Origin of the sequence: Streptomyces sp. AgN23, assembly GCF_001598115.1 — a bacterium.
Classification (GTDB): domain Bacteria; phylum Actinomycetota; class Actinomycetes; order Streptomycetales; family Streptomycetaceae; genus Streptomyces; species Streptomyces antimycoticus.
Window position 1 is genome coordinate 10,226,879 of sequence record NZ_CP007153.1, and the last position, 19,831, is coordinate 10,246,709.

Annotated in this window: 16 protein-coding genes; 6 read left to right on the top strand and 10 right to left on the bottom strand. The window is 69.6% G+C overall.

Features of this window, described 5'->3' with window-relative positions:
* Positions 1-23: 23 nt before the first annotated feature.
* Positions 24-1,076, bottom strand: a complete 1,053-nt coding sequence (locus tag AS97_RS43550) for a carbohydrate kinase family protein (protein ID WP_210566846.1) — start codon at positions 1,074-1,076, stop codon at positions 24-26.
* A gap of 136 nt (positions 1,077-1,212) precedes the next feature.
* On the opposite strand from AS97_RS43550, the gene AS97_RS43555 reads away from it, so the two are divergent.
* The 6 genes from AS97_RS43555 to AS97_RS43580 all read left to right on the top strand — a co-directional run bounded on the left by AS97_RS43555 (position 1,213) and on the right by AS97_RS43580 (position 10,808).
* Positions 1,213-1,962, top strand: a complete 750-nt coding sequence (locus AS97_RS43555) for a DeoR/GlpR family DNA-binding transcription regulator (RefSeq protein ID WP_014057528.1) — start codon at positions 1,213-1,215, stop codon at positions 1,960-1,962.
* Positions 1,959-3,332 (top strand): 6-phospho-beta-glucosidase, encoded by a 1,374-nt coding sequence (locus AS97_RS43560; RefSeq protein WP_125758565.1) that lies wholly within the window; start codon positions 1,959-1,961, stop codon positions 3,330-3,332. Before AS97_RS43555 ends, AS97_RS43560 begins: the two co-directional genes overlap by 4 nt.
* Before the next feature lie 11 nt (positions 3,333-3,343).
* Positions 3,344-6,472: a glycoside hydrolase family 38 C-terminal domain-containing protein gene (locus tag AS97_RS43565; protein WP_210566847.1), complete on the top strand. Its 3,129-nt coding sequence runs from the start codon at positions 3,344-3,346 to the stop codon at positions 6,470-6,472.
* A 4-nt stretch (positions 6,473-6,476) separates the two neighbouring features.
* Entirely contained in the window at positions 6,477-7,745 is a 1,269-nt protein-coding gene (locus AS97_RS43570; RefSeq protein WP_210566848.1) for an alpha-L-fucosidase, read from the top strand.
* Positions 7,746-7,980: 235 nt separating this feature from the next.
* Entirely contained in the window at positions 7,981-10,443 is a 2,463-nt protein-coding gene (locus AS97_RS43575; protein WP_210566849.1) for a DUF4158 domain-containing protein, read from the top strand.
* Entirely contained in the window at positions 10,326-10,808 is a 483-nt protein-coding gene (locus AS97_RS43580; RefSeq protein WP_247204873.1) for a transposase, read from the top strand. Before AS97_RS43575 ends, AS97_RS43580 begins: the two co-directional genes overlap by 118 nt.
* Before the next feature lie 321 nt (positions 10,809-11,129).
* On the opposite strand, the gene AS97_RS43585 is transcribed toward AS97_RS43580, so the two are convergent.
* From AS97_RS43585 to AS97_RS43625, 9 genes are all read right to left on the bottom strand, one after another.
* Positions 11,130-12,071 carry a 2OG-Fe(II) oxygenase family protein gene (locus tag AS97_RS43585; RefSeq protein WP_086707146.1) on the bottom strand — a complete coding sequence of 314 codons (942 nt, stop codon included), beginning with the start codon at positions 12,069-12,071 and terminating at the stop codon, positions 11,130-11,132.
* Positions 12,068-12,277, bottom strand: coding sequence for a hypothetical protein (locus tag AS97_RS43590; RefSeq protein WP_210566850.1), 210 nt, complete (start codon positions 12,275-12,277; stop codon positions 12,068-12,070). The genes AS97_RS43585 and AS97_RS43590 overlap by 4 nt, the downstream gene beginning before the upstream one ends.
* A 63-nt stretch (positions 12,278-12,340) precedes the next feature.
* Positions 12,341-13,255 carry an IS982 family transposase gene (locus tag AS97_RS43595; RefSeq protein ID WP_210564085.1) on the bottom strand — a complete coding sequence of 305 codons (915 nt, stop codon included), beginning with the start codon at positions 13,253-13,255 and terminating at the stop codon, positions 12,341-12,343.
* Positions 13,252-13,980, bottom strand: a complete 729-nt coding sequence (locus tag AS97_RS43600) for a 2OG-Fe(II) oxygenase family protein (protein WP_210566851.1) — start codon at positions 13,978-13,980, stop codon at positions 13,252-13,254. The genes AS97_RS43595 and AS97_RS43600 overlap by 4 nt, the downstream gene beginning before the upstream one ends.
* Before the next feature lie 52 nt (positions 13,981-14,032).
* Positions 14,033-15,001, bottom strand: coding sequence for a 2OG-Fe(II) oxygenase family protein (locus AS97_RS43605; RefSeq protein WP_201724463.1), 969 nt, complete (start codon positions 14,999-15,001; stop codon positions 14,033-14,035).
* A complete protein-coding gene (locus tag AS97_RS43610; protein ID WP_063804878.1) occupies positions 14,998-16,566 on the bottom strand; it encodes a cytochrome P450 in 1,569 nt (522 codons plus the stop codon). Before AS97_RS43610 ends, AS97_RS43605 begins: the two co-directional genes overlap by 4 nt.
* Positions 16,563-17,471 carry a 2OG-Fe(II) oxygenase family protein gene (locus AS97_RS43615; protein WP_210566852.1) on the bottom strand — a complete coding sequence of 303 codons (909 nt, stop codon included), beginning with the start codon at positions 17,469-17,471 and terminating at the stop codon, positions 16,563-16,565. Before AS97_RS43615 ends, AS97_RS43610 begins: the two co-directional genes overlap by 4 nt.
* A complete protein-coding gene (locus AS97_RS43620; RefSeq protein WP_210566853.1) occupies positions 17,468-18,223 on the bottom strand; it encodes a 2OG-Fe(II) oxygenase family protein in 756 nt (251 codons plus the stop codon). Before AS97_RS43620 ends, AS97_RS43615 begins: the two co-directional genes overlap by 4 nt.
* Positions 18,224-18,492: 269 nt before the next feature.
* Positions 18,493-19,257 carry a tRNA-dependent cyclodipeptide synthase gene (locus AS97_RS43625; RefSeq protein ID WP_210566854.1) on the bottom strand — a complete coding sequence of 255 codons (765 nt, stop codon included), beginning with the start codon at positions 19,255-19,257 and terminating at the stop codon, positions 18,493-18,495.
* Positions 19,258-19,831 lie beyond the last annotated feature (574 nt).

A 19,831-nucleotide genomic window follows, 5' to 3' on the forward strand; every position in this document is an offset into this window, starting at 1 on the left:
CTTTCGGGTAGTACGCACTGCGATTACAGGGTGTGGGGGGTGACGGGTGTGGTGTGCGGGGCGGGACCGGGGTCCTCGGGGATGCGGTCCGCCAGGAATCCGTAGTCGCTCCGCAGCGCGGGGTCGCGGCTGCCGGTGGTCCGCCACCACTGGTCGACGCCGTGCCAGCCCGGTGCGGCGAGCGCGCCGCCGTGCCGGGTGACGGACAGGCCCGCGGCCAGTCCCGCGAAGCGCAGCCGGTCGGCGAGCGGCCAGCCGGCGAGGGTGGCGGCGGTGAAGCTCGCGCCGAAGACGTCCCCGGCTCCCGTCGCGTCCACGACGTCGATGTCGAGCGCGGCGACGTCGGCGGTCTCGCCCGTCGTCTGGTCGACGGCGAGGGCGCCGTGCGGGCCGCGTGTGACGACGGCGACCGGCACGATATCGGCGAGCTCGCCGAGCGCGGCCCGCGCGCTGTCGGTGCGTGTGTAGCCCATCGCCTCGCCCTCGTTGGGCAGGAAGGCGTGGCAGCGGGAGAGCTGGTCGAGCAGCTCGCCGGACCAGGCCCCCGTGGGGTCCCAGCCGACATCCGCGAAGATCTTGGTGCCCGCGGCGGCGGCCTTCGCGATCCACTCCTGGGGCTCGGCGCCGAGGTGTGCGATGGCCGCCCGTGCCTCCGGGGCGCTCGCCAGCAAATCGTCCTGCGGGTACGGGGGTTCCTGGCCGTGTGTGATCAGTGCGCGGTCGTGTCCCTGGGCGATCGAGACGGTCACGGGCGTGTTCCAGCCGGGTGCCGTGCGCGAGAGCGCGAGGTCGATGCCCTCCTGCCGGGCGAGGATGTCGCGGCAGTACGCCCCGTAGAAGTCGTCGCCGAAGACGGTGGCCAGCGAGGTGGCGAGGCCGAAGCGGGCGGCGGCCACCGCGAGGTTGGCGATGCCGCCGGGGCCGCTGCCCATGCCCTGGGTCCAGATCTCCTCACCCGGTGCCGGCGGTCGGCCGAGCCCGGTCATCACGAGGTCGTAGAAGAGCAGACCGGTCACCAGGACATCGGGTCCCGTGGCGTCGGGAGCCCGTTCCCCGGGCGGGGGAGGTTCGGCCACGAGCTCCTCCTCTCGTCAAAAGTGTGCAGAGACTGCAGGGCATTGCAGAGGATCGTGCGGGCTCTGCGCAAAAATGGCAAGAGGGGTGCACGCGGATGCATAGAAATGATTGAGATTGACGAGTAGGCTGCTCGCCGTGCTGGCTGAACGACGACATCAGATGATCCTCCGCGCCCTGCGGTCCGGGGGCCCGGCGGCCGTGACCGACCTCTCCGAACAGCTCGGGGTCTCCGCCGCGACCGTCCGGCGCGACCTGCTGAAGCTGGAAGAGGAGGGACTGCTCACCCGGGTGCACGGCGGCGCGGTCGTCGAGGAGGGCGACCAGCCCTTCGCGGAGGTCGCCGGAGTGCGCGTGGCCGAGAAGGACGCCCTGGCGGTGGCGGCCGCGGACATGATCGAGGACGGGCAGTCCGTGCTGCTGGACATAGGCACCACCGCCTACCGGCTCGCCCGGCAACTGCACGGCCGACGGCTGACCGTGATCACCAGCAACCTGGTGGTGTTCGAGGAGCTGGCCGACGACACCGCCGTGGAGCTGGTGCTGCTCGGCGGGGTGCTCCGGCGCGAATACCGCTCCCTGGTCGGATTCCTCACCGAGGACAACCTCCGCCAGCTCCACGCCGACTGGCTCTTCCTGGGGACCAGCGGCGTCCGTCCCAGCGGGCAGATCATGGACACCACGGTCATCGAGGTCCCGGTGAAACGGGCGATGATCGCGGCCAGTGACCAGGTGGTGCTGCTCGCCGACGCGGGCAAGTTCCCCGGCACCGGCATGACCAAGGTCTGCGGCCCCGAGGATCTCGACGCAGTAGTGACCAACGCCCCCTCGGACTCGGCCACGTGCTCGGTGTTCGAGCAGGCAGGAGTAAAGGTGGTGCGGGTGTGAAGCTGACCATTCTCGGCGGCGGCGGGTTCCGGGTGCCGCTCGTGTACGGGGCGCTGCTCGCCGACCGCGCCCCGGGCCGCGTCACCCACGTCACCCTCCACGACCTGGACGCCGGCCGGCTGGGCGCCGTCGCCCGGGTCCTGGCCGAACAGGCCGCGGCCGGCCCGGGAGGCACCGAACGGCCGGAGGCCGGGGGAGCGCCCACGGTGTCCCACACCACCGACCTCGACGAGGCGCTGCGCGGCGCCGACTTCGTCTTCTCCGCGATCCGCGTCGGCGGCCTCGAAGGCCGAGCCGCCGATGAGCGCGTCGCCCTGGACCACGGAGTCCTGGGCCAGGAGACGGTGGGCGCGGGCGGCATCGCCTACGGGCTGCGCACCGTCCCCGTCGCCGTCGACATCGCCCGGCGCGTCGCCCGCCTGGCCCCCGACGCCTGGGTCATCAACTTCACCAACCCCGCGGGCCTGGTCACCGAGGCCATGTCCCGCCACCTCGGCGACCGGGTCATCGGCATCTGCGACTCGCCGGTGGGCCTCGGCCGCCGGGTCGCCCGCGCGCTCGGCGCCGATCCGGACCGCGCGTGGATCGACTACGTCGGCCTGAACCACCTCGGCTGGCTGCGCGGCCTGCGCGTCGCCGGGCGCGACGAACTGCCGCGTCTGCTGGCCGACCCCGAGGCCCTCGGCTCGTTCGAGGAGGGCAAGCTCTTCGGCCCCGAGTGGCTCGCCTCCCTGGGCGCGATCCCCAACGAGTATCTGCACTACTACTACTTCAACCGGGAAGCGGTACGGGCCTACCGCGAGGCCGAGCAGACCCGCGGCGCCTTCCTCCGCGACCAGCAGGCGCGGTTCTACGAGATGACGGAGCAGGGCCACGCCCCGGCGCTGGCGACCTGGGACCGCACCCGCGCCGAGCGCGAGGCCACCTACATGGCGGCCAACCGCGAGGCGGCGGGCGCCGGCGAGCGCGACGCGTCGGACCTGGAGTCCGGCGGCTACGAACAGGTCGCCCTCGCCCTCATGCGCGCCATCGCCCGCGACGAGCGCACCACCCTCATCCTCAACGTCCGCAACCGCACCACGCTGGGCGCTCTCGACGAGGACGCCGTCATCGAGGTCCCCTGCCTGGTGGACGCGAGCGGCGCGCACCCCGTCTCCGTCGACCCGCTGCCCGGCCACGCCACCGGCCTGGTGTGCGCCGTCAAGGCCGTTGAGCGCGAGGTCATGAACGCCGCCGACAGCGGCTCGCGCGCCACCGCCGTCAAGGCGTTCGCCCTCCACCCGCTCGTCGACTCGGTCGCCGTCGCCCACCGCCTCGTCGACGGCTACACCACAGCACACCCCGGCCTCGCCTACCTGAACCGCCCGTAGGAGCCCTCGCCATGCATGACGAACGCCGCCGCATCGAGGACCGCGTCCAGCGTGTCCTCACCCAGCGCGTCCAGCCCGCCGCCCACTCGGCCTCCGTGCCCTTCACGATCGAGGCGTGGCAGGCGCCCGGCGAACCGGTGCCCTTCGCCGAGGCGGCGCGGGCGCCGTACGAGCCCTTCACCACCGGGACCCCCTGGGGCCCGCCCTGGGGCACCACCTGGTTCAAGGTGCATGGCGAGGTCCCCGCCGCGTGGGCGGGCAAGCGCGTCGAGGCCGTCTTCGACCTCGGCTTCGTCGGCGACTGGCCGGGCAACCAGGCCGAGGCACTGGTCCACACCCCCGACGGCGCCCCGCTCAAGGCGGTCAACCCGCAGAACCAGTACGTGCCGGTGGCGCACCCCGCCGAGGGCGGCGAACACGTCGCGTACCTCATCGAGGCCGCCTCCAATCCCGACATCCTCGCCAACGACTTCAGCCGCCCCACCCCGCTCGGCGACAAGCTCACCGCGGGCCGCGCCCCCCTCTACACCTTCGCCCGCGCCGACCTGGCCGTGCTGGACGAACAGGTGTGGCACCTGGGCCTGGACCTCACCGTGCTGCGCGAGCTGATGCTGGAGCTGAGCGAGCACGACCCCCGCCGCCACGAGATCGCCCACGCCCTCGACCGCGCCCTGGACCGGCTGGACCTGGAGGACATCTCGGGCACCGCCACCGACGTACGCGAGGCCCTGCGCGGTGTGCTGGAGCGCCCCGCCAACGCCAGCGCCCACACCCTCTCGGCCGTCGGCCACGCGCATATCGACTCCGCCTGGCTGTGGCCCATACGCGAGACCAAGCGCAAGACCTCGCGCACCTTCTCCAACGTCACGGCGCTCGCCAAGGAGTACCCGGAGTTCATCTTCGCCTGTTCGCAGGCGCAGCAGTACGCCTGGGTCAAGGAGCACTACCCCCAGGTCTGGGACCGCATCCACGAGGCCGTGGCCAACGGGCAGTGGGCGCCGGTCGGCGGCATGTGGGTGGAGGCCGACGGCAACCTGCCCGGCGGCGAGGCCCTGGCCCGCCAGCTCGTCCACGGCAAGCGTTTCTTCCTGGACGAGTTCGGCATCGAGACCAAGGGCGTGTGGCTGCCCGACTCCTTCGGCTACAACGCGTGCTTCCCGCAACTGGCCAGGCTGGCGGGGAACGAGTGGTTCCTGACCCAGAAGCTCTCCTGGAACCAGACCAACAAGCTGCCCCACCACACCTTCTGGTGGGAGGGGATCGACGGTTCCCGGGTCTTCACCCACTTCCCGCCGGTGGACACCTACAACGCCGAGTTCTCCGGCCAGGAGATGGCCCACGCCGTACGCAACTACCAGGACAAGGGGCGCGGCACCCGCTCCCTGGCACCCTTCGGACACGGTGACGGGGGCGGCGGGCCCACCCGCGAGATGATGGAGCGGGCACGCCGGCTGGCGAATCTGGAGGGCTCCGCGAAGGTCGTCATCGAGCACCCCGACGACTTCTTCGCCGCCGCCCGGGCCGAATACCCCGACGCCCCGGTGTGGACCGGCGAGCTGTATCTGGAACTGCACCGCGCCACCTACACCTCGCAGGCCCGCACCAAGCAGGGCAACCGGCGCAGCGAGCACCTGCTGCGCGAGGCGGAGCTGTGGTCGACGGCCGCCGCACTGCACGCGGACCGCCCCTACCCGTACGAGCGTCTCGACCGGCTGTGGAAGACGGTGCTGCTCCACCAGTTCCACGACATCCTGCCGGGCTCGTCGATCGCCTGGGTGCACCGCGAGGCGGAGGCGGAGTACGCGCGGGTGGCGGCGGAGCTGACGGAACTCACGGCGGAGGCGATGGCGGCGCTGAGCGGCGCCGCCGTGCCCGGTTCCGGCGCGCGGGTGTTCAACACGAGCCCGCGCCCGCGCGCCGAGGTCGTCGCCGTCCCCGAGGGCACGGCCGAGGGCCAGCCGCTGGCGGACGGCACCGTCGCCGTCTACGCGCGGGTGCCGGCGTCCGGCACCGCCCCGCTGACCGCGGCCCCGGCCCCGGAGGCCGTCACCGTCACCGATGGCCGCGTCCTGGACAACGGCCTGGTCAGGGTCGAGCTCGCCGAGGACGGCACGCTCGCCTCGGTTCGGGACCTGGTGGCCGATCGTGAGGTCCTGGCCCCGGGCGCCGCGGGCAACCTCCTCCGACTCCACAGCGATCTGCCCAACTACTGGGACGCCTGGGACATCGACAAGCACTACCGGCAGCGCTGGACCGATCTGCTCGACATCGACGCGGTCACCGTCGCGGAAGAGGGCCCGCTGCTCGGCGCCCTGCGCGTGGAGCGCGCCTTCGGCAAGGACGGCCGCTCGCGCATCGTCCAGACCATCACCGTCCGCGCGGGCAGCCGCCGTATCGACTTCGCGACCGAGATCGACTGGCACGAGGCCGAGAAGATCCTCAAGGCCGCCTTCCCCATCGACATCCACGCGGACCGGTCGACCGCCGAGATCCAGTTCGGCCATGTCCACCGCCCGACCCACACCAACACCAGCTGGGAGGCGGCCCGTTTCGAGGTCTACGGCCACCGCTGGGTGCATGTCGCCGAGCCGGGCTACGGCGTGGCGGTCCTGGGCGACTCGACCTACGGTCACGACGTGGCCCGCACCACCCACGAGAGGGGCGAGGGCGCCGGCGGTACGACGACCACCGTCCGGCTCAGCCTGGTGCGCGCCCCGCGAGTGCCCGACCCCGATGCCGACCAGGGCATCCACCGCTTCACCTACGCCCTCCTGCCCGGCGCGAGCATCGAGGACGCGATCGCCGAGGGCTACGCGCTCAACCTTCCGCTGCGCGTCGCCGACTCCGGCGCGGCCGTGGCGCCGATCGTCACCACGGACGGCCCGGCCGCCGTCGTCGAGGCGGTCAAGCTCGCCGACGACCGTTCGGGCGATGTCGTGGTGCGGCTCTACGAATCGCTCGGCGGCCGTACCCGCACCACCCTCCGCCCCGGCTTCTCCCACACCGGCGCCACCGTCACCGACCTGCTGGAACGCCCGCTCACCGAGGTCCAGGACGTGCCGAGGACCGATGCGGACGGCAACGTCACGGTGAATCTGCGCCCGTTCCAGATCCTGACCCTGCGGCTGAAGAGGAGCTGACGCCATGGCCATGCGACCGTGGTTCCCCGACGCGAAGTTCGGGATCTTCATCCACTGGGGCATCTACGCCGTGGACGGCGTGCAGGAATCCTGGTCCTTCTTCGAGGGCGACGTCCCGCACGAGACGTACATGGCGCAGCTCGACGGATTCACCGCGGCGAACTACGACCCGCGCGCATGGGCCGCCCTCTTCGCCCGCGCCGGAGCCCGCTACGCCGTGCTGACCAGCCGCCATCACGACGGCGTCGCCCTGTGGGACACCGCCCTCGGCGACCTGAACGTGGTCCGGCACACCCCGGCCGGCCGCGACCTCATCGGCCCGTACGCCGAAGCCCTGCGCGAACAGGGCCTGAAGGTCGGCCTCTACTACTCGCACAGCGACTGGAACCACCCCGACTACGCCTCCACCCGCTACGAGGGACGGCCACCCGAGCAGGAGAACAACCCGTACGCCGAGGTCCCCGAGGAAGAGGAGGACCTCGACGCCTGGGCCCGCTACCTCGCCTACCGCGACGGCCAGGTGAACGAGCTCACCACCCGATTCCGCCCCGACCTCCTCTGGTTCGACGGCGAGTGGGAGCGCACCGAGGAGCAGTGGGGGATCCGCGAGCTGGCCCGGCTCATCCGCGCCGAGGTCCCGGAGTGTGTGCTGAACGCGCGCATGCTCAGCGAGGGCGACTACGCCACCCCCGAGCAGGGCGTGCCGATCGAGCCGCCCGCGGGGCCCTGGGAGCTGTGCCTGACCTTCAACGACTCATGGGGCTTCCAGCACCACGACCACAACTACAAGACGACGACCCAGCTGATCCGCTACTTCACCGAGACCATCGGCGCGGGCGGCAATCTGCTGCTCTCCGTGGGCCCGAAGGAGGACGGCACGATCCCGGACGAGCAGGTCGAGCGCCTCGAAGGCATGGGCGCCTGGATCGCCCGGCACGCGGACGCGGTGTACGGCACCGTCGCGGGGCTGCCCGCCGGGCACCACTACGGCCCCAGCACCCTCGCGGCCGACCGCCGCACCCTCTATCTGACGGTCTTCGACATCCCGCGCGCCCCCATCGGCGTACGGGGCCTGGTCACCCCCGTACGCCGCGTGACCGTCCTCGGCACCGGTACCGAGCTGGGCCACCAGGTGATCGGCGGCCTGCACGAGGTCCCCGGCGTGCTGTGGATCGACCCGCCCGCGGCCGCCGACCTCGACGACCACGCCACGGTCCTCGCCGTCGAACTCGACTCCGAGCTGGAGCTGTACCGGGGGCACGGCCGGTCCTGAAGGGGGGGTCAGCCGAGATACGGCCGAAAGGGATAGCAGCGCGTTCCTGGGAGGGTGACTGGGCTTACGGCGGTGGTTATGGGTGGGGTCTGCCGGTGCCACGGGAGTCGAGCGTACGGGGCGGACGGTCGGTGCGGGCGGGGTTGTTCGGGGCGGTTGTATCGGCTGGTGATCGCCCTGGTACGGTCCCGCGCGGAAGTGATCGTTTTCGGACCATGGGGCGGGAACCGGCAGCGTGACCTCAATAGAACGGACCGCGTACCCGCGGTTCAAGCGGCTGATGTCGGCGCGGGAGATGCACGTCTTCTTCACCCCCAAGCGCGAGGAGATCGAGTGGGTCCAGGAGCGGACCCGTTCCGGGGAACACCTGCTCGCCCTAGCCCTGGCTCTGAAGTGCTACCAGAAGCTGGGGTATTTCCCAAAGGCCGCCGAGGTGCCCGGGACGGTGGTGGAGCACGTGCGCGGCGCCCTGGAGCTGCCGGAGGGCACCGGGCCGCACTACGAGTCGGCGAATACCGCCAAGCTGCACCGCAAGCTGGTGCGCGAGCGGCAAGGCATCTCCTACGACCAGGAGCGGGCCCGGCAGATCGCCGAGGAGGCGATCCGGCGGGCGGCGCTGGTGAAGAACAACCCGCCGGACCTGATCAACGTCGCGCTGGAGGAGCTGGTCCGGGCGACCTGTGAGCTGCCGGCGTTCCGCACCCTGGACGAGATGGCCGCGCGGGTCCGCCGGGAGGTGAACGAGGACATCTTCGCCACCGTCAGGTCCCGCATGACTATGGAGGACCGGGCCCGTGTGCAGGGGCTGCTGGAGGTGGGCGGGCTGGACCGCAAGAGCGGGCCCAACCGGCTTAAGGAGCCCGCGAAGCGGCCGAGCTGGAGCCATCTGAAGGAGCAGCACAAGCAGCTTCAGTGGGTGGACGGGCTCGGAGACACCGACGCGTGGCTGGAGGGGATCGCGCCGGGGAAGATCGCTGACTTCGCGGCCGAGGCGGGTGCGCTGGACGCGGCGGAGCTGCGGGACTACGAGACGGGCAAGCTCATCGCGCTGCTGGCCTGCCTGGTGCACGCGGCCCGGCGGCGGGCCCGGGATGACCTGGCGGAGATGTTCTGCAAGCGGGTAGCCACCAGGCTGAAGAACGCGAAGGACGAGCTGGAGGAGATCCGCAAGCAGCAGCAGGCGTTGGTGGAGCGGATGATCGGCACCTACCGGACGGTGCTGGAGCGGATCGACCCCGCCGATCTTCTGCCACGCGGCCCGGACGGGGCCCCGGCTGCCTTCCCTGCGGGGAAGAAGGCTCGCCGCAGGGCGGCGCGGGCGCTGGCCGGGAAGCGGGCCGCCGCGCTGGCGATGGCGCAGAAGGCGGTCCCGTCCTCTGGGTCGTTCGCGGCGGAGTTCGCCGACATCGAGGCGGTCTCCGCCCACCACGGCAACAACCATGAGGTGCTGGTAGCCCGGTTCTACAAGCGGGATCGGGCGCCGATGTTCGACCTGGTGGGCACGCTGGAGTTCGAGGCGGTCAGTGAGGACCGGCGGGTGCTGGACGCGCTGGCGCACGCGCGGGCCCACCAGAGCGCGACCCGCGAGTACATCTCGGAGCTGTACGAGGGCCAGCCGCTGGATTTGGGCTTCGCGTCGCAGAACTGGCAGCGGGCCGTACGTGACCGCAAGAGGCCCGGGATGCTGGACCGGCGGCGCTTCGAGACGCTGGTGTTCACCTACTTGGCCGAGCACCTGCGGACTGGCGATGTGGCCATCACCGGCTCGGACACCTTCGCCAACTGGCTGGACCAGCTGCCCGACTGGGAGGAGTGCGGGCCGAAGCTGGCGCAGCTGTGCGAGGAGACCGGGCTGCCGGACACAGCCGCCGCCTTCACTGCGGCCTTGCGCGAGCGGCTGGAGGCCACCGCGGCGGAGGTGGATTCCGGGTACCCGGACAACGCGGACCTGGTCATCGACGAGAACGGGGTGCCGGTGCTGCGCAAGCAGCGCGCCAAGGGCGTCAGCGCCCTGGCCGAGGCCCTGGAGACGGAAGTGAAGGCGCGGATGCCGGAGCGGACCCTGCTGGGCATCCTGTCGCGCACGGCGTACTGGGTGGAGTGGTGGCGCCGGTTCGGCCCGGCCTCCGGCAGTGACCCGAAGCTGAAGGACCCGTTCGGCCGGTATGTGCTGACGACCTTCGTGGGCGGCATCAACATGACGTTCGCCGAGGCCGCGCGGCACATCTCCGGGGTGTCCGCGCACGAGTTGAGCGCGATCACGAACCGGCACCTGAGCGTGGAGAAGATAAACGAGGCGATCGCCGACGTCGTCAACGCGTTCATGCGCCTGGACCTGGTCAAGGCGTGGGGTGACGGGACGTCCGTGGCGGCCGACCGCACGCAGATGGACACCTTCATCGACAACCTGCTCGCCGCCCTCGGCCAGCGTCCGCTACCGGCACATCGACGCGCTGTTCGACCAGGGCGGGCGCAACGTCATCGACTGGCGGCTCGTCGAGGCCCATTGGCGGGACCTCATGCGTGTCAGCATTGCTATCCGGGAAGGGCACCCTGGCCTCGCCGCTGCTGCTGCGGCGCCTGGGCAGCAACTCCAAGCGCAACCAGATCTACCGGGCTTTCCGCGAGGTCGGCCGCGCTGTCGCCTCCGTGCAGCTGTTGCGGTTTATCTCGGACCCGTCGCTGCGGCGCCGGGTGACGGCGGCCACCAACAAGGTCGAGTCGTTCAACAACTTCACCGACTGGCTGGCGTTCTGCAACGGCGGGGTGATCGCCGAGAACGACCCGGCCGAGCAGGAGAAGGCGGTGAAACTAACGTCTCTGCTCGCCAACTGCGTCATCTTCCACACGGGCCCTGGACCTCATGAACATCGTGCGGAGCTCCAGGCAGAGGGGTGGCAGTTCACCGGGGAGGACCTGACCGCGATCAGCCCATACCTGACCGATCACATCATGAGGTTCGGCACCTACGCCACCACGGAGCTGACCGTGCGCCCGGACGCCTTCGACCCGCACCTGGACGTCGAGTTCGAGGCGGAGAAGGAAGTGCCGACCATGGCCTGAGAGCCACCCCACCAACATCAGCCCGCCTGTATGACGAGGGCCGTCTCTCCTCGCTTCCGACTGGGTGAGACGGCCCTCCGCGCGAGCAGGCCCGGCCGGTGGCGGCGTCCGAGGAGCCCTTCGTCAGGCACGTCGCCCACCCCGGCGTGCGCATGGGACCTCGCCGGCAGTGGCCTACGGCAACTCTGCTACCTGAGGCTTCTCGGGCCCGTCGGTGAACAAGTGATGCGCTGGTACAGCTCTGATCTGCGACGATACGACTGGAAAGCTGCTACTTGTTCACCGACGGGCCCATGGCCTGCCGCCCGTCGGGCGGCACTCTCAGTACAGACCGCTCGTGTCCTCCCGGTAGGTATTGTCGAGGATGTTGTTGAGGAAGGTCCCGAACCCCGACTGGAGGTGAAGGCCGCTGCCCGGCTCGTAGGCGAACAGGCCGGGACAGACGCTCTCGTCGAGACTGCTGTCGACGAAGAGCGCGTACGAGAAGCGGTCAGGCTTGGCCCCGCCGCTCGGCGGCTGGCGCACCACACGGTGGGCCACCGCGGCCACCGGTGTGGCGGTCCGCCGGGTCAGGATCTCCATCGCGCAGCCAAAGTTTACGATGAAGGTGCCGGGGACCGGGTCGATGGGGTGCCACTCGCCGTCCCGGTCCACCTCGAGTCCGCGCTCGGTGGAGCGCAGAACCGTCACCCAGCCGGAGTCCTTGTGGATGTTCAGGCCGCGCGCGGCCACTTCCGGGCGGAAGTGGTTGAAGGTCAGGGTGTGTGTGCCGTGTGGGGTCAGGCTGTGTCCGGTGGCCTTGTCCCAGAGTGCGCGCGGCAGGTCGAGGCGGGCGAGCACCGCGCGCTGGACGTCGAGCGCGAAGTCACGCATGCGCTCGGCCTGCCGGGCGAGTGCGGCCGGATAGATCTGGTCCCACCAGGCGCTCTCCAGGAAGAACTGTTCGGTCTGGTCGGCATCGCGGCGGAAGTAGCCCTGGTGGCGGCTGAGGTGCTCGGCCGTCCAGCGGTGAAAGCCCCGGTACGGGTCCGGGTGCTCCGCGGTGGGGCTTGCCGGGTCCTCGGCTGGGAGGTAGAAGGAACGGGCGAAGCGGTCCCCCGCCGACAGGTCCGTGCCGGCGGGCTGCTGCACGTAGAAGAAGCCGTCGTTCAGGGCGCGCAGGAGTCCGTCCTCGGCGGTGAAGTAAAGCTCGCCGTCGCACAGTTCGGCCAGCTGCCAGCCCTGCAGCGCGGTGGTACGTGGATGTCCCGCCGCCGTGCTCATACGCGGGAGTGGAAGTCGTAGCCGAGCTTGCCCGCCTTCTCCACCGAGAAGTCGCGGAAGCTCTGGTATTCACGCAGTCTCCCCTCGGTGTCGTACTGGTAGAGCGGCATGTCGTAGCGGGGCCCCATGTAGACAGTGAACGAGGAGCGGTCCGGGACGCCCGCGTCCGGGCGCAGCTCCGGCACCCGGTGGTAGACGGCGGTCACCGGCCTGGTCAGCTTCCTGGTCAGGACCCGGAAGGCGTCGCCTAGATGATCTATTCCAAGGGGTTAGTGATCGTAGGCGGTCAGGGAACGTAGGACGGTGTGTCCGGTGGCGTCGTTGTGCCAGACCGCTGCGGTCAGGGCGAGGATTCGCTGCATGACGCGGGCGACCACGCCGCCGGGTGTGCGGCCCCGGTGCTGTTCGAGGTCAAGCTGTCCCTTGAACGTCTCGTTGATCGACTCGATGACCTGCCGCAAGGGCTTGAACAGATGCGCGCCCGGCCGCTGCCGTTCGCCCTTGCGGGCGGGCCGCAGTAGTTGGATTCCGTGCTCTGCGAGTTCATGTTCGAAGGCGCGACCGTAGTAGTTCTTGTCGCCGATCAGCGTCTGCCCGGTTCGACCTTGGAGAAGGCCGGGTTCGGCGGCGAGGAGGTCGAGGAGGGTCTCGCGCTCGTCGGCTTTTGCTCCGGTAAGGGCGAAGGCGACTGGCAGGCCCTGGAGGGTGCATATCAGGTGCAGGCGCAGGCCCCAGAAGAATCGGCTGTGGCTGGCGCAGTAGCCGTACTGGGCCCATCCGGCCAGGTCCGAGCGTTTGACGGTTTCGCGGGATCGGCCACATTCCACCGGGGTGGAGTCCACGACCCACACGTCGTCGCTCCACACCGAGGATGTGGTGGCCAGGATCCGGGTGACCCGTCGCAGCAGGCCGGCGGCCTTGCGCAGCCGCTTGTTGTAGCCGGGCTGCTGCGGCAGGTACGGGAAGAGGTGCCGCAGATGGGTACGGGCGTGACGGATCCACCTGGCCTCGGAAGTGAAGCCGAGCAGGGCCTGCATCACGGCGAGGGTGACCAGTTCGGCATCACTCAGGCGGGGTGCGATGCCGACCGGCGGGCGCCATGATGCCAGGTCCGGACGCTCCTTCAGCAGGTCGTCGGTGGTCGCGTAAAGTGCGGTCGCGAGGGTGTCCTGGTTGTTCGTCACACAACGATCTTGGACACCCTCGTTCTCATGCCCGCACACACCCCTTGGAATTGATCATCTAGGTTGACGGTGAAGTGGCCGGGGCGCTCACGCACCGGCAGCCAGTGGCCTTCGTGGAGGATCTCGTAGCCGGGCTGGTCGGTGCAGATCGTGGTGATGAACCCGCTGTCGGAGTGCTCGACGATCCCGGCGCGGTCGCTCAGGCCTGCGCGGTAGTGGTTGACTGTTGTGTAACACAAGCCCGTGTCCTGCGGGGCGCCGCCGGTGATGAGGTCACGGTCGGCCTCGGGCACCCACGCCGCGTCGAACACGCCGTAGAGGACGTCCAGGGTCAGCTGCCGCATGCGCCGCAGCACTGCGGTGACCTCGTCCGGCAGGTACTCCTGCCACAGGAAGCTCTCCAGCTGGAGCTGCTCGACTTGGTCGGGCCGGTCCTCGTAGCCCAGCTTGGAGGCTGGATGGCCGTGTTCGCGGTGGCCTCGGTGGCGGTCGGCCGGATCACCGGTCCCCGGCTTGTAGAAGGTGCGGCAGAAGTCGAGTCCAGCGCGCACGTCGAGGTCCTCGGGGACGGCCACGTTGAACGCGCCGATGCAAAGCGCCCGTTCGGTGTCGTCCGCGGTGGCGAACCGAAGGGTGCCCGCGTCGACCTCGGCTGCAGGGAGGATGAGGTGGGCCTCCTCCTGCTTTCCCCGCTGTGCCTGCTGTGACTGCGCAGTGTCCGTCATGGTGCGACTCCCGTCTCGGTCGGTTTCCACCGGTGCCGTGTTCGTGCTCCGGCTACAGCGCGCCGTCGTTGTCATAGGTCCGGCTCACCTCCTGAGCGGCGAAGTCTGCGACCGACTGCACGGGGTGCGCCGTGCCGTGGTCGAGCCGGTAGACGGTGCCGTCGAGGGCGGAGTCCAGGAACGTCACGTACGAGATGCGGTCGGCCCGGCCGGCCGAGCGCTCGGTGGAGACCACGCCGTGCACGTTCGCGCGCACGGGCCGCGGCAGGGCGGAGGTGAGCACCTCGAGCGAGCTGCCGAAGTTCACGATGAAGTGGCCCGGCTCAGGGTTGACGGCGCCCAGCTCTCCGTCGATGAGTGCGAGGAGGCCCGGCTCGAAGGAGCGGAGCACGGTCACCCACCCGGAGTCACGGTGGAACTTGCAGCCGCGGGTCTCCTTCTGGGAACGGAAGTGGTTGAAGGCGAGCATCTGGTGGCCACCGTTGTCGGAAAGGCCACCGGACACCTCGCTCCACAGGTCCTGCGGTACCTGCACATGCCGCAGCACAGCGCACAGGACAGCGACGCCGAGGCCGGTCATCCGGTGGCCGAGTTCGGTGACCTCGGGCGGCAGCAGCGACCAGTTCACCCTCTCGATGTAGAAGTTCTCCCACTGATCGTGCTCGCGGTCGAAGTAGCCCTGGTAGGTGCCAGGGACATCGGCGTGGCGGTATCCCCGATAGGGGTCCAGGTCGTCACTTGCCGGGTCCTCGTGGAAGTGGGCGGCGAACCGGTCCCCGGGGCCGGTATCGAGGCCGTCGGGTATGCGCAGCAGGAAGAAGCCCTTGGCCAGGGCACGGTCGAAGCCTCCCTCGCGCTCGAAGAGCAGTTCGTCCCCGTCGAACCAGGAGCGTTCGAGGTCCACCGGCGGGTAGGCGGCCTGAGCCTGCTGCTCGCCGGGCATGGGCGGCAGGCTGACCGGGGCCCGGGCGGTGGTGGGGTGGAAGTGGGCCCGGGCGGTTCGGGAGTTGGCGGTGGTCATGGGGTCGGCTCCCTCGGGGTTGGGGTGTCGCGCGGCGAGCCGGAGCCGGGTTCGGGCCGGATCGTGATGCTTCCCGGCCGTGCCGGGCGCGGCATGGACGCATGGTGCTTCAGCTGGAGGTCGGTACCCTGCGTGGCGACCGCGTAGCGGCCGTACAGCTCTGCGAGGACCACGGACTGCATCCGCACCGAGAAGAGCCGGCCGGGGCACTTGCGGGGGTTCCGGTCGGCGTTGACCATGCTGAACGAGTTGATCTCGTAGCGGCCGCGGGAGAGTAGCGAGGAGACCGTCTCCCGGTCGGAGCGGACGATGGCCTTGATGTTGGCCGGGGCGAAGCTTCGCGGCTCGGGGAAGATGGCGGGGTCGCGGTTGGCCTGCCGCCGGTCCAGCCACATCATGGTGCCCGGTGGAAGGGTTACCGAGGCGCCCCGGTGGCGCAGGGTGAACGGCTCGGTCGTACGGCGCCACAGGGCACTGGGATTGCTGCCGCCGAGGCGTACAGCCTCCAGGACCGCGAGGTCGATCACGGATGGGGTGGCGCTCGCGTGCGGAGGCGGGTCCGTGTACGGGCACCCCGTCCCGGCCGCCGTCCCTGTGTCGCGCCTGGCCTCCGCCACGACGGCGTCCTTGACCTGGGGCGTGACCTCCACATAGCCGATTGCCCACATCAGGCTGAGCGCCGTCGTGTCGTAGGTGGCGACGATGACCGTGCCCAGTTCCTTGATCCGCGCGGCGTCGAGCGCGGCCACGGAGCGCTGAGTGAAGGGCAATTCCCACAGGGCGAAGTGACGCCGAATCATGTTGGACCGGGGCGCGTCGGCCAGGGCGTCGAAGTTGTCCGTCAGGAGGTCGCGCACGAACGGCACGATGACGTCGAACTCGCGCATCGCCGCCGGGTTGTCGTTGCTGATGACGTCGGAGGCGAGGTCGAAGAAGCCGCGCACCACACGGCCATACTCGGCGGAGTCCAGGTACTCGGGCAGCGGCCGCTGGGTGAGATCGAGGACGCCGGGGATCATGCTGTCTACGTATGCCGTCAGAGACAGCGTGAAGTCGTCGAGCGGGACGGGCTGGCCGGCCGCGCGGCCGAGGTAGTCGACCGTGTACCTCCGGACGGCGGGCTCCAAGCGTTCGACGAACTTGGCGTTGCCGAGGGAGCGTTCGACCACGGCCCGCTTCCGCGGGCGGTCCGGGTGGTCGTGGGGCAAGGAGCCCATAAAGTCGCCGAACAGCTCGCGGTTGGCGTCGGTGGAGGGCGCGAGGACGTCATCGCCGACGAGCGGCTCGTTGGTGATCTGATAGACGGCGAGCTTTCGGCCCATCCAGAACGTGCACAGACCGCCGTTCTCCTCGGCACAAGCGCTGATGCCGGAGGCGCGGAAGTAGTGCGAGGCGGGCTCCCCGCGCACCACGGTCGCCTCGTGGAACGCCGGGGCGTGGCCGTGCAGCCGGCTGGGTCCGTCGTGGTGGGCGACGATTCCGAGGAAGGGCGCGCCGGGGGCCTGCGGCAGGTCAACGTTCCTGCCCTGGCGCGGGGCGCTGAGGCGGTCCGCCGAGACGCTCATGACGTACCGCCTCCGCTCGCGCCGACGGCTTTGGCGATGCCGAAGTCGGCGTGCCGGTCGGACCAGGTCTGCTCGTTGAACTCGCGCAGGAAGTCCTCGGAGCTGCGCACGGGCGCAGCCGAGCCGTCCTCACGTACCTGGTAGAGGTCGCCTGTGGCTGGTGGGTTGGCAAAGGCCGCGAAGGAGAAGCGGTCCGCGGCGCCCGGGACCGGAGCGCACTGCCGAACCTGGTGCAAAATGGCCTGCACCGGGCGGTCGAGGGCCGCAGTGAGCAGTTCGAAGGCGCCGCCGAAGTTCACCACGAAGTGGCCGGGCACGGGGTCGACGGGCACCCAGTCGCCGTCGACGGACGCTTCCAGACCGGGCTCCTCGTTGTAGAGCACGGTCACGAATCCGGTGTCCTTGTGCGGGGCGCAGCCCAGCTTGGCGCGCTCCGGCCGGTAGTGGTTCGCCGCGAACCAGTGGGTGCCGAGACCGTCGACGGCGCCACCGGTGATCTCGCTCCACAGCGCGGGCGCGATGCCCAGCTCGGTCATCGCGTCACGCAGCACAAGGAGCGTCAGAGCACTCATCTGCTCGGCCATGGCGAGGAGTCCACGCGGGAAGTGCCGGATCCGCCCGGGGCCGTCGATGAGCAGGTGCTCGGTCTGGAAGTGCTCCCGGTCGAAGTAGACGCCCGGCACGTCCTTGAAACCCCGGTACGCCCGAGTGGCCGTCGGCCCTTCGCCGGGTGCCCGGTGGAACTCGCGGCACAGAGTGATGCCCGGGCCCGGGTCGAACCCGGCGGGCATGGCGAGCAGGAAGCAGCCGTCCCGCAGGGACCGGGATAGGCCGTCGGCGGCGTCGAAGCGCAGGCCGGTGTCCGTCACGGTGGCATGCTGGAGGGTCATGGCATCGACTGTCATCGGCGTACCTCCTTCGTGGTGGGGTGCTCATCGGGGCGACCCGGGGCGATGGTGGTGTCCGACCCGTCCGGCGCGTCCGTACCGGCGTAGATCTCGTAGTCGTTCTCGTCGATGAGTTCGCGCGAGCCACAGACGCGCTCGAGTCCGCTGCCGTGTACGTAGCGGTAGATGCCCTCGTCCTCTCCGGGCAGGCAGCCGCTGGAGCTAAAGTGCCCGAAGCTGGACCGGTCGTCCTGTTGGCGGGCGACCCTGTGCATGATGGCGGCCACGGGCATGCGGCTGCCCGCGGTAAGGATTTCCATGGACAGGCCGAAGTTGACGATGAAGCAGTCCGGGTCGGCCGGGACGGCCTCCCAGTTGTCCTCGCGGCTGACTTCGAGGCCCGGGGCGGTCGTCCGCAGGATGGTGAGGAACCCGTCGTCCTTGTGGGAGCTGAGCCCGATGTCCTCGTACGCGGGCCGGTAGTGGTTGAACGTCAGGTGATACGAGCCCGCGCGCTGCGAGCAGCCGCCGGTCGCCCGCCGCCAGTCCCGTTCCGGTATGCCCACCGTGGAGAGGACGGAACACAGAACTTGCCGCGAGAGCCGGGTGAGCGACTCGCCCAGGGCGGTGATCTCCGGCGGATAGGCGACGGCCCAGAACCGGCGTTCGAGGAGGAACTGCTCGATCTGGTTGATCCGCTGGTGGAAGCCGAGCAGCGGATCCCCGAAGTGGTCGCTGCCGATGTCGCGGAACCGGCCGTACGGCGCCACGGCCGGACCCTCATAGAACTGACGCGCGAACGCGTCACCCGCCGACACGCCGAGCCCGCTCGGAATCTCCAGGAGGAAAACGCCGTCCCGGAATGCCCGGTTACGCGCTCCGGAACCACCGAAGTCCAGCACCCCGCCTTCTGCGCGGGCCCTTTCGAGGCGTGCTTCGCCGAGTGCGGGACGGTCGGGTGAACGCTTCTCGTAAACGTCCTGGTATATCTTTCCCCGCCGTATTTCGGGGACCAGGTCACGAGCTTCGCCTGTCATGCTCACCGGCCTTTCAGATGGAGGGAGACCACGACGAGGTCACGCAGCTGTTTCGGGGCTCCCGGATGCTCGCCCTTGGCTATCTCGGACAGGGTGCTGAACGATCCGGGATACACCATGACCGGCAGCCCCTGTTCTTTGAGACAGGCGAAGATGGCGAACTCTTCGAGAAAGTAGTCGTTGGACATCCGGATGCGTTTTTCCCATTCGGCCTCGCCGATGCCGTCAGCCCGCTTCCGGTGATAGGCGTGACCGAACGATTCGACCGAGGAACGGAACGCCTCGTCCTCATCGAAGAACGCCCGCAACTTGCTGTGGAACTCGGCGTACCTCTCGCCGGCCTGCACTTCACCGCAGGTCAGAACGGTGAAGTCGGTGCTCTCGCTGTACTCATCGAACACCTTCTCCTCGACCTCCGCAAAGCGTCGGCCAAGCTCCAGCGCCCGTTCCCTGGCACGGTCGGGGGGCAGCCCCTGAGCCGACTCCAGAGTGAGCCGGTGAATGCTGTCGCCGATGAGCACGGTGCATCGTCCGAACCTTCGGGAGATCCACTTGACCATGCTCGTGAGTTTGGGAGTGGTGAAGTTGCTGTTTTCTAGGCTGACACCGAGAAAACATGTTTCGTATTGCTCGAAGGTGTTCCTGCTCGAATCCGGAGAAACCGAGGCAATCTCCGCCTTGTAGCGCGTCCTGCGGGTGGGTGCTATCCGGCGTATCGGAGTAGCAGCACCCTGCGCATTTAACGACATCACATCCGCCTGATCCATGGGGGAGAGGTGCAGGAATGGCATTCGTCTGCCGCATGAAATTACTAACAGGAGGCTGATCCGGAAGCCAAGACCCCTGGGTGGGGATCAGGCCGCTCCGCCGAGCAATCACGTTTATCGGGCGCTTCACGGCGCCTGACCAGGCACTTGGTCGGTATAGGCAGTACGAACCCGGCGGGTGGTACGGGTGGTGACGGCGTGGTCGCGCAGTGTGCGGTCGGCGGGGTCGTGCCGCGAGACCTCTCAATCCGCGGGATGGCCAACGCGCGGCGCTCAACTGGGAGTTCGAGGCGCGGAGGTCCGGAGCGCGACTCTGCGCCAACGGGGGCGGGGGGCGCCTCAATGCGACCGGAGGGTCACAGCCCGCGGCATTCCCTGTGATGGCTGAATGCTTTCCTCGCGCCTGATAGGACACCATATACCGGCAGTTCAACGCGGATTCCATGAATCGACTGACTTCTTCCGCTCCCCGGGTCCGCACAGGGACGGGTTGGCAAGTGCCCGGGGGTCAGTTACGGTGATCTCGTCCCGACCGCCCGTCGAGGCGTGGGCCTGCGTACGTCATCCACGCAGC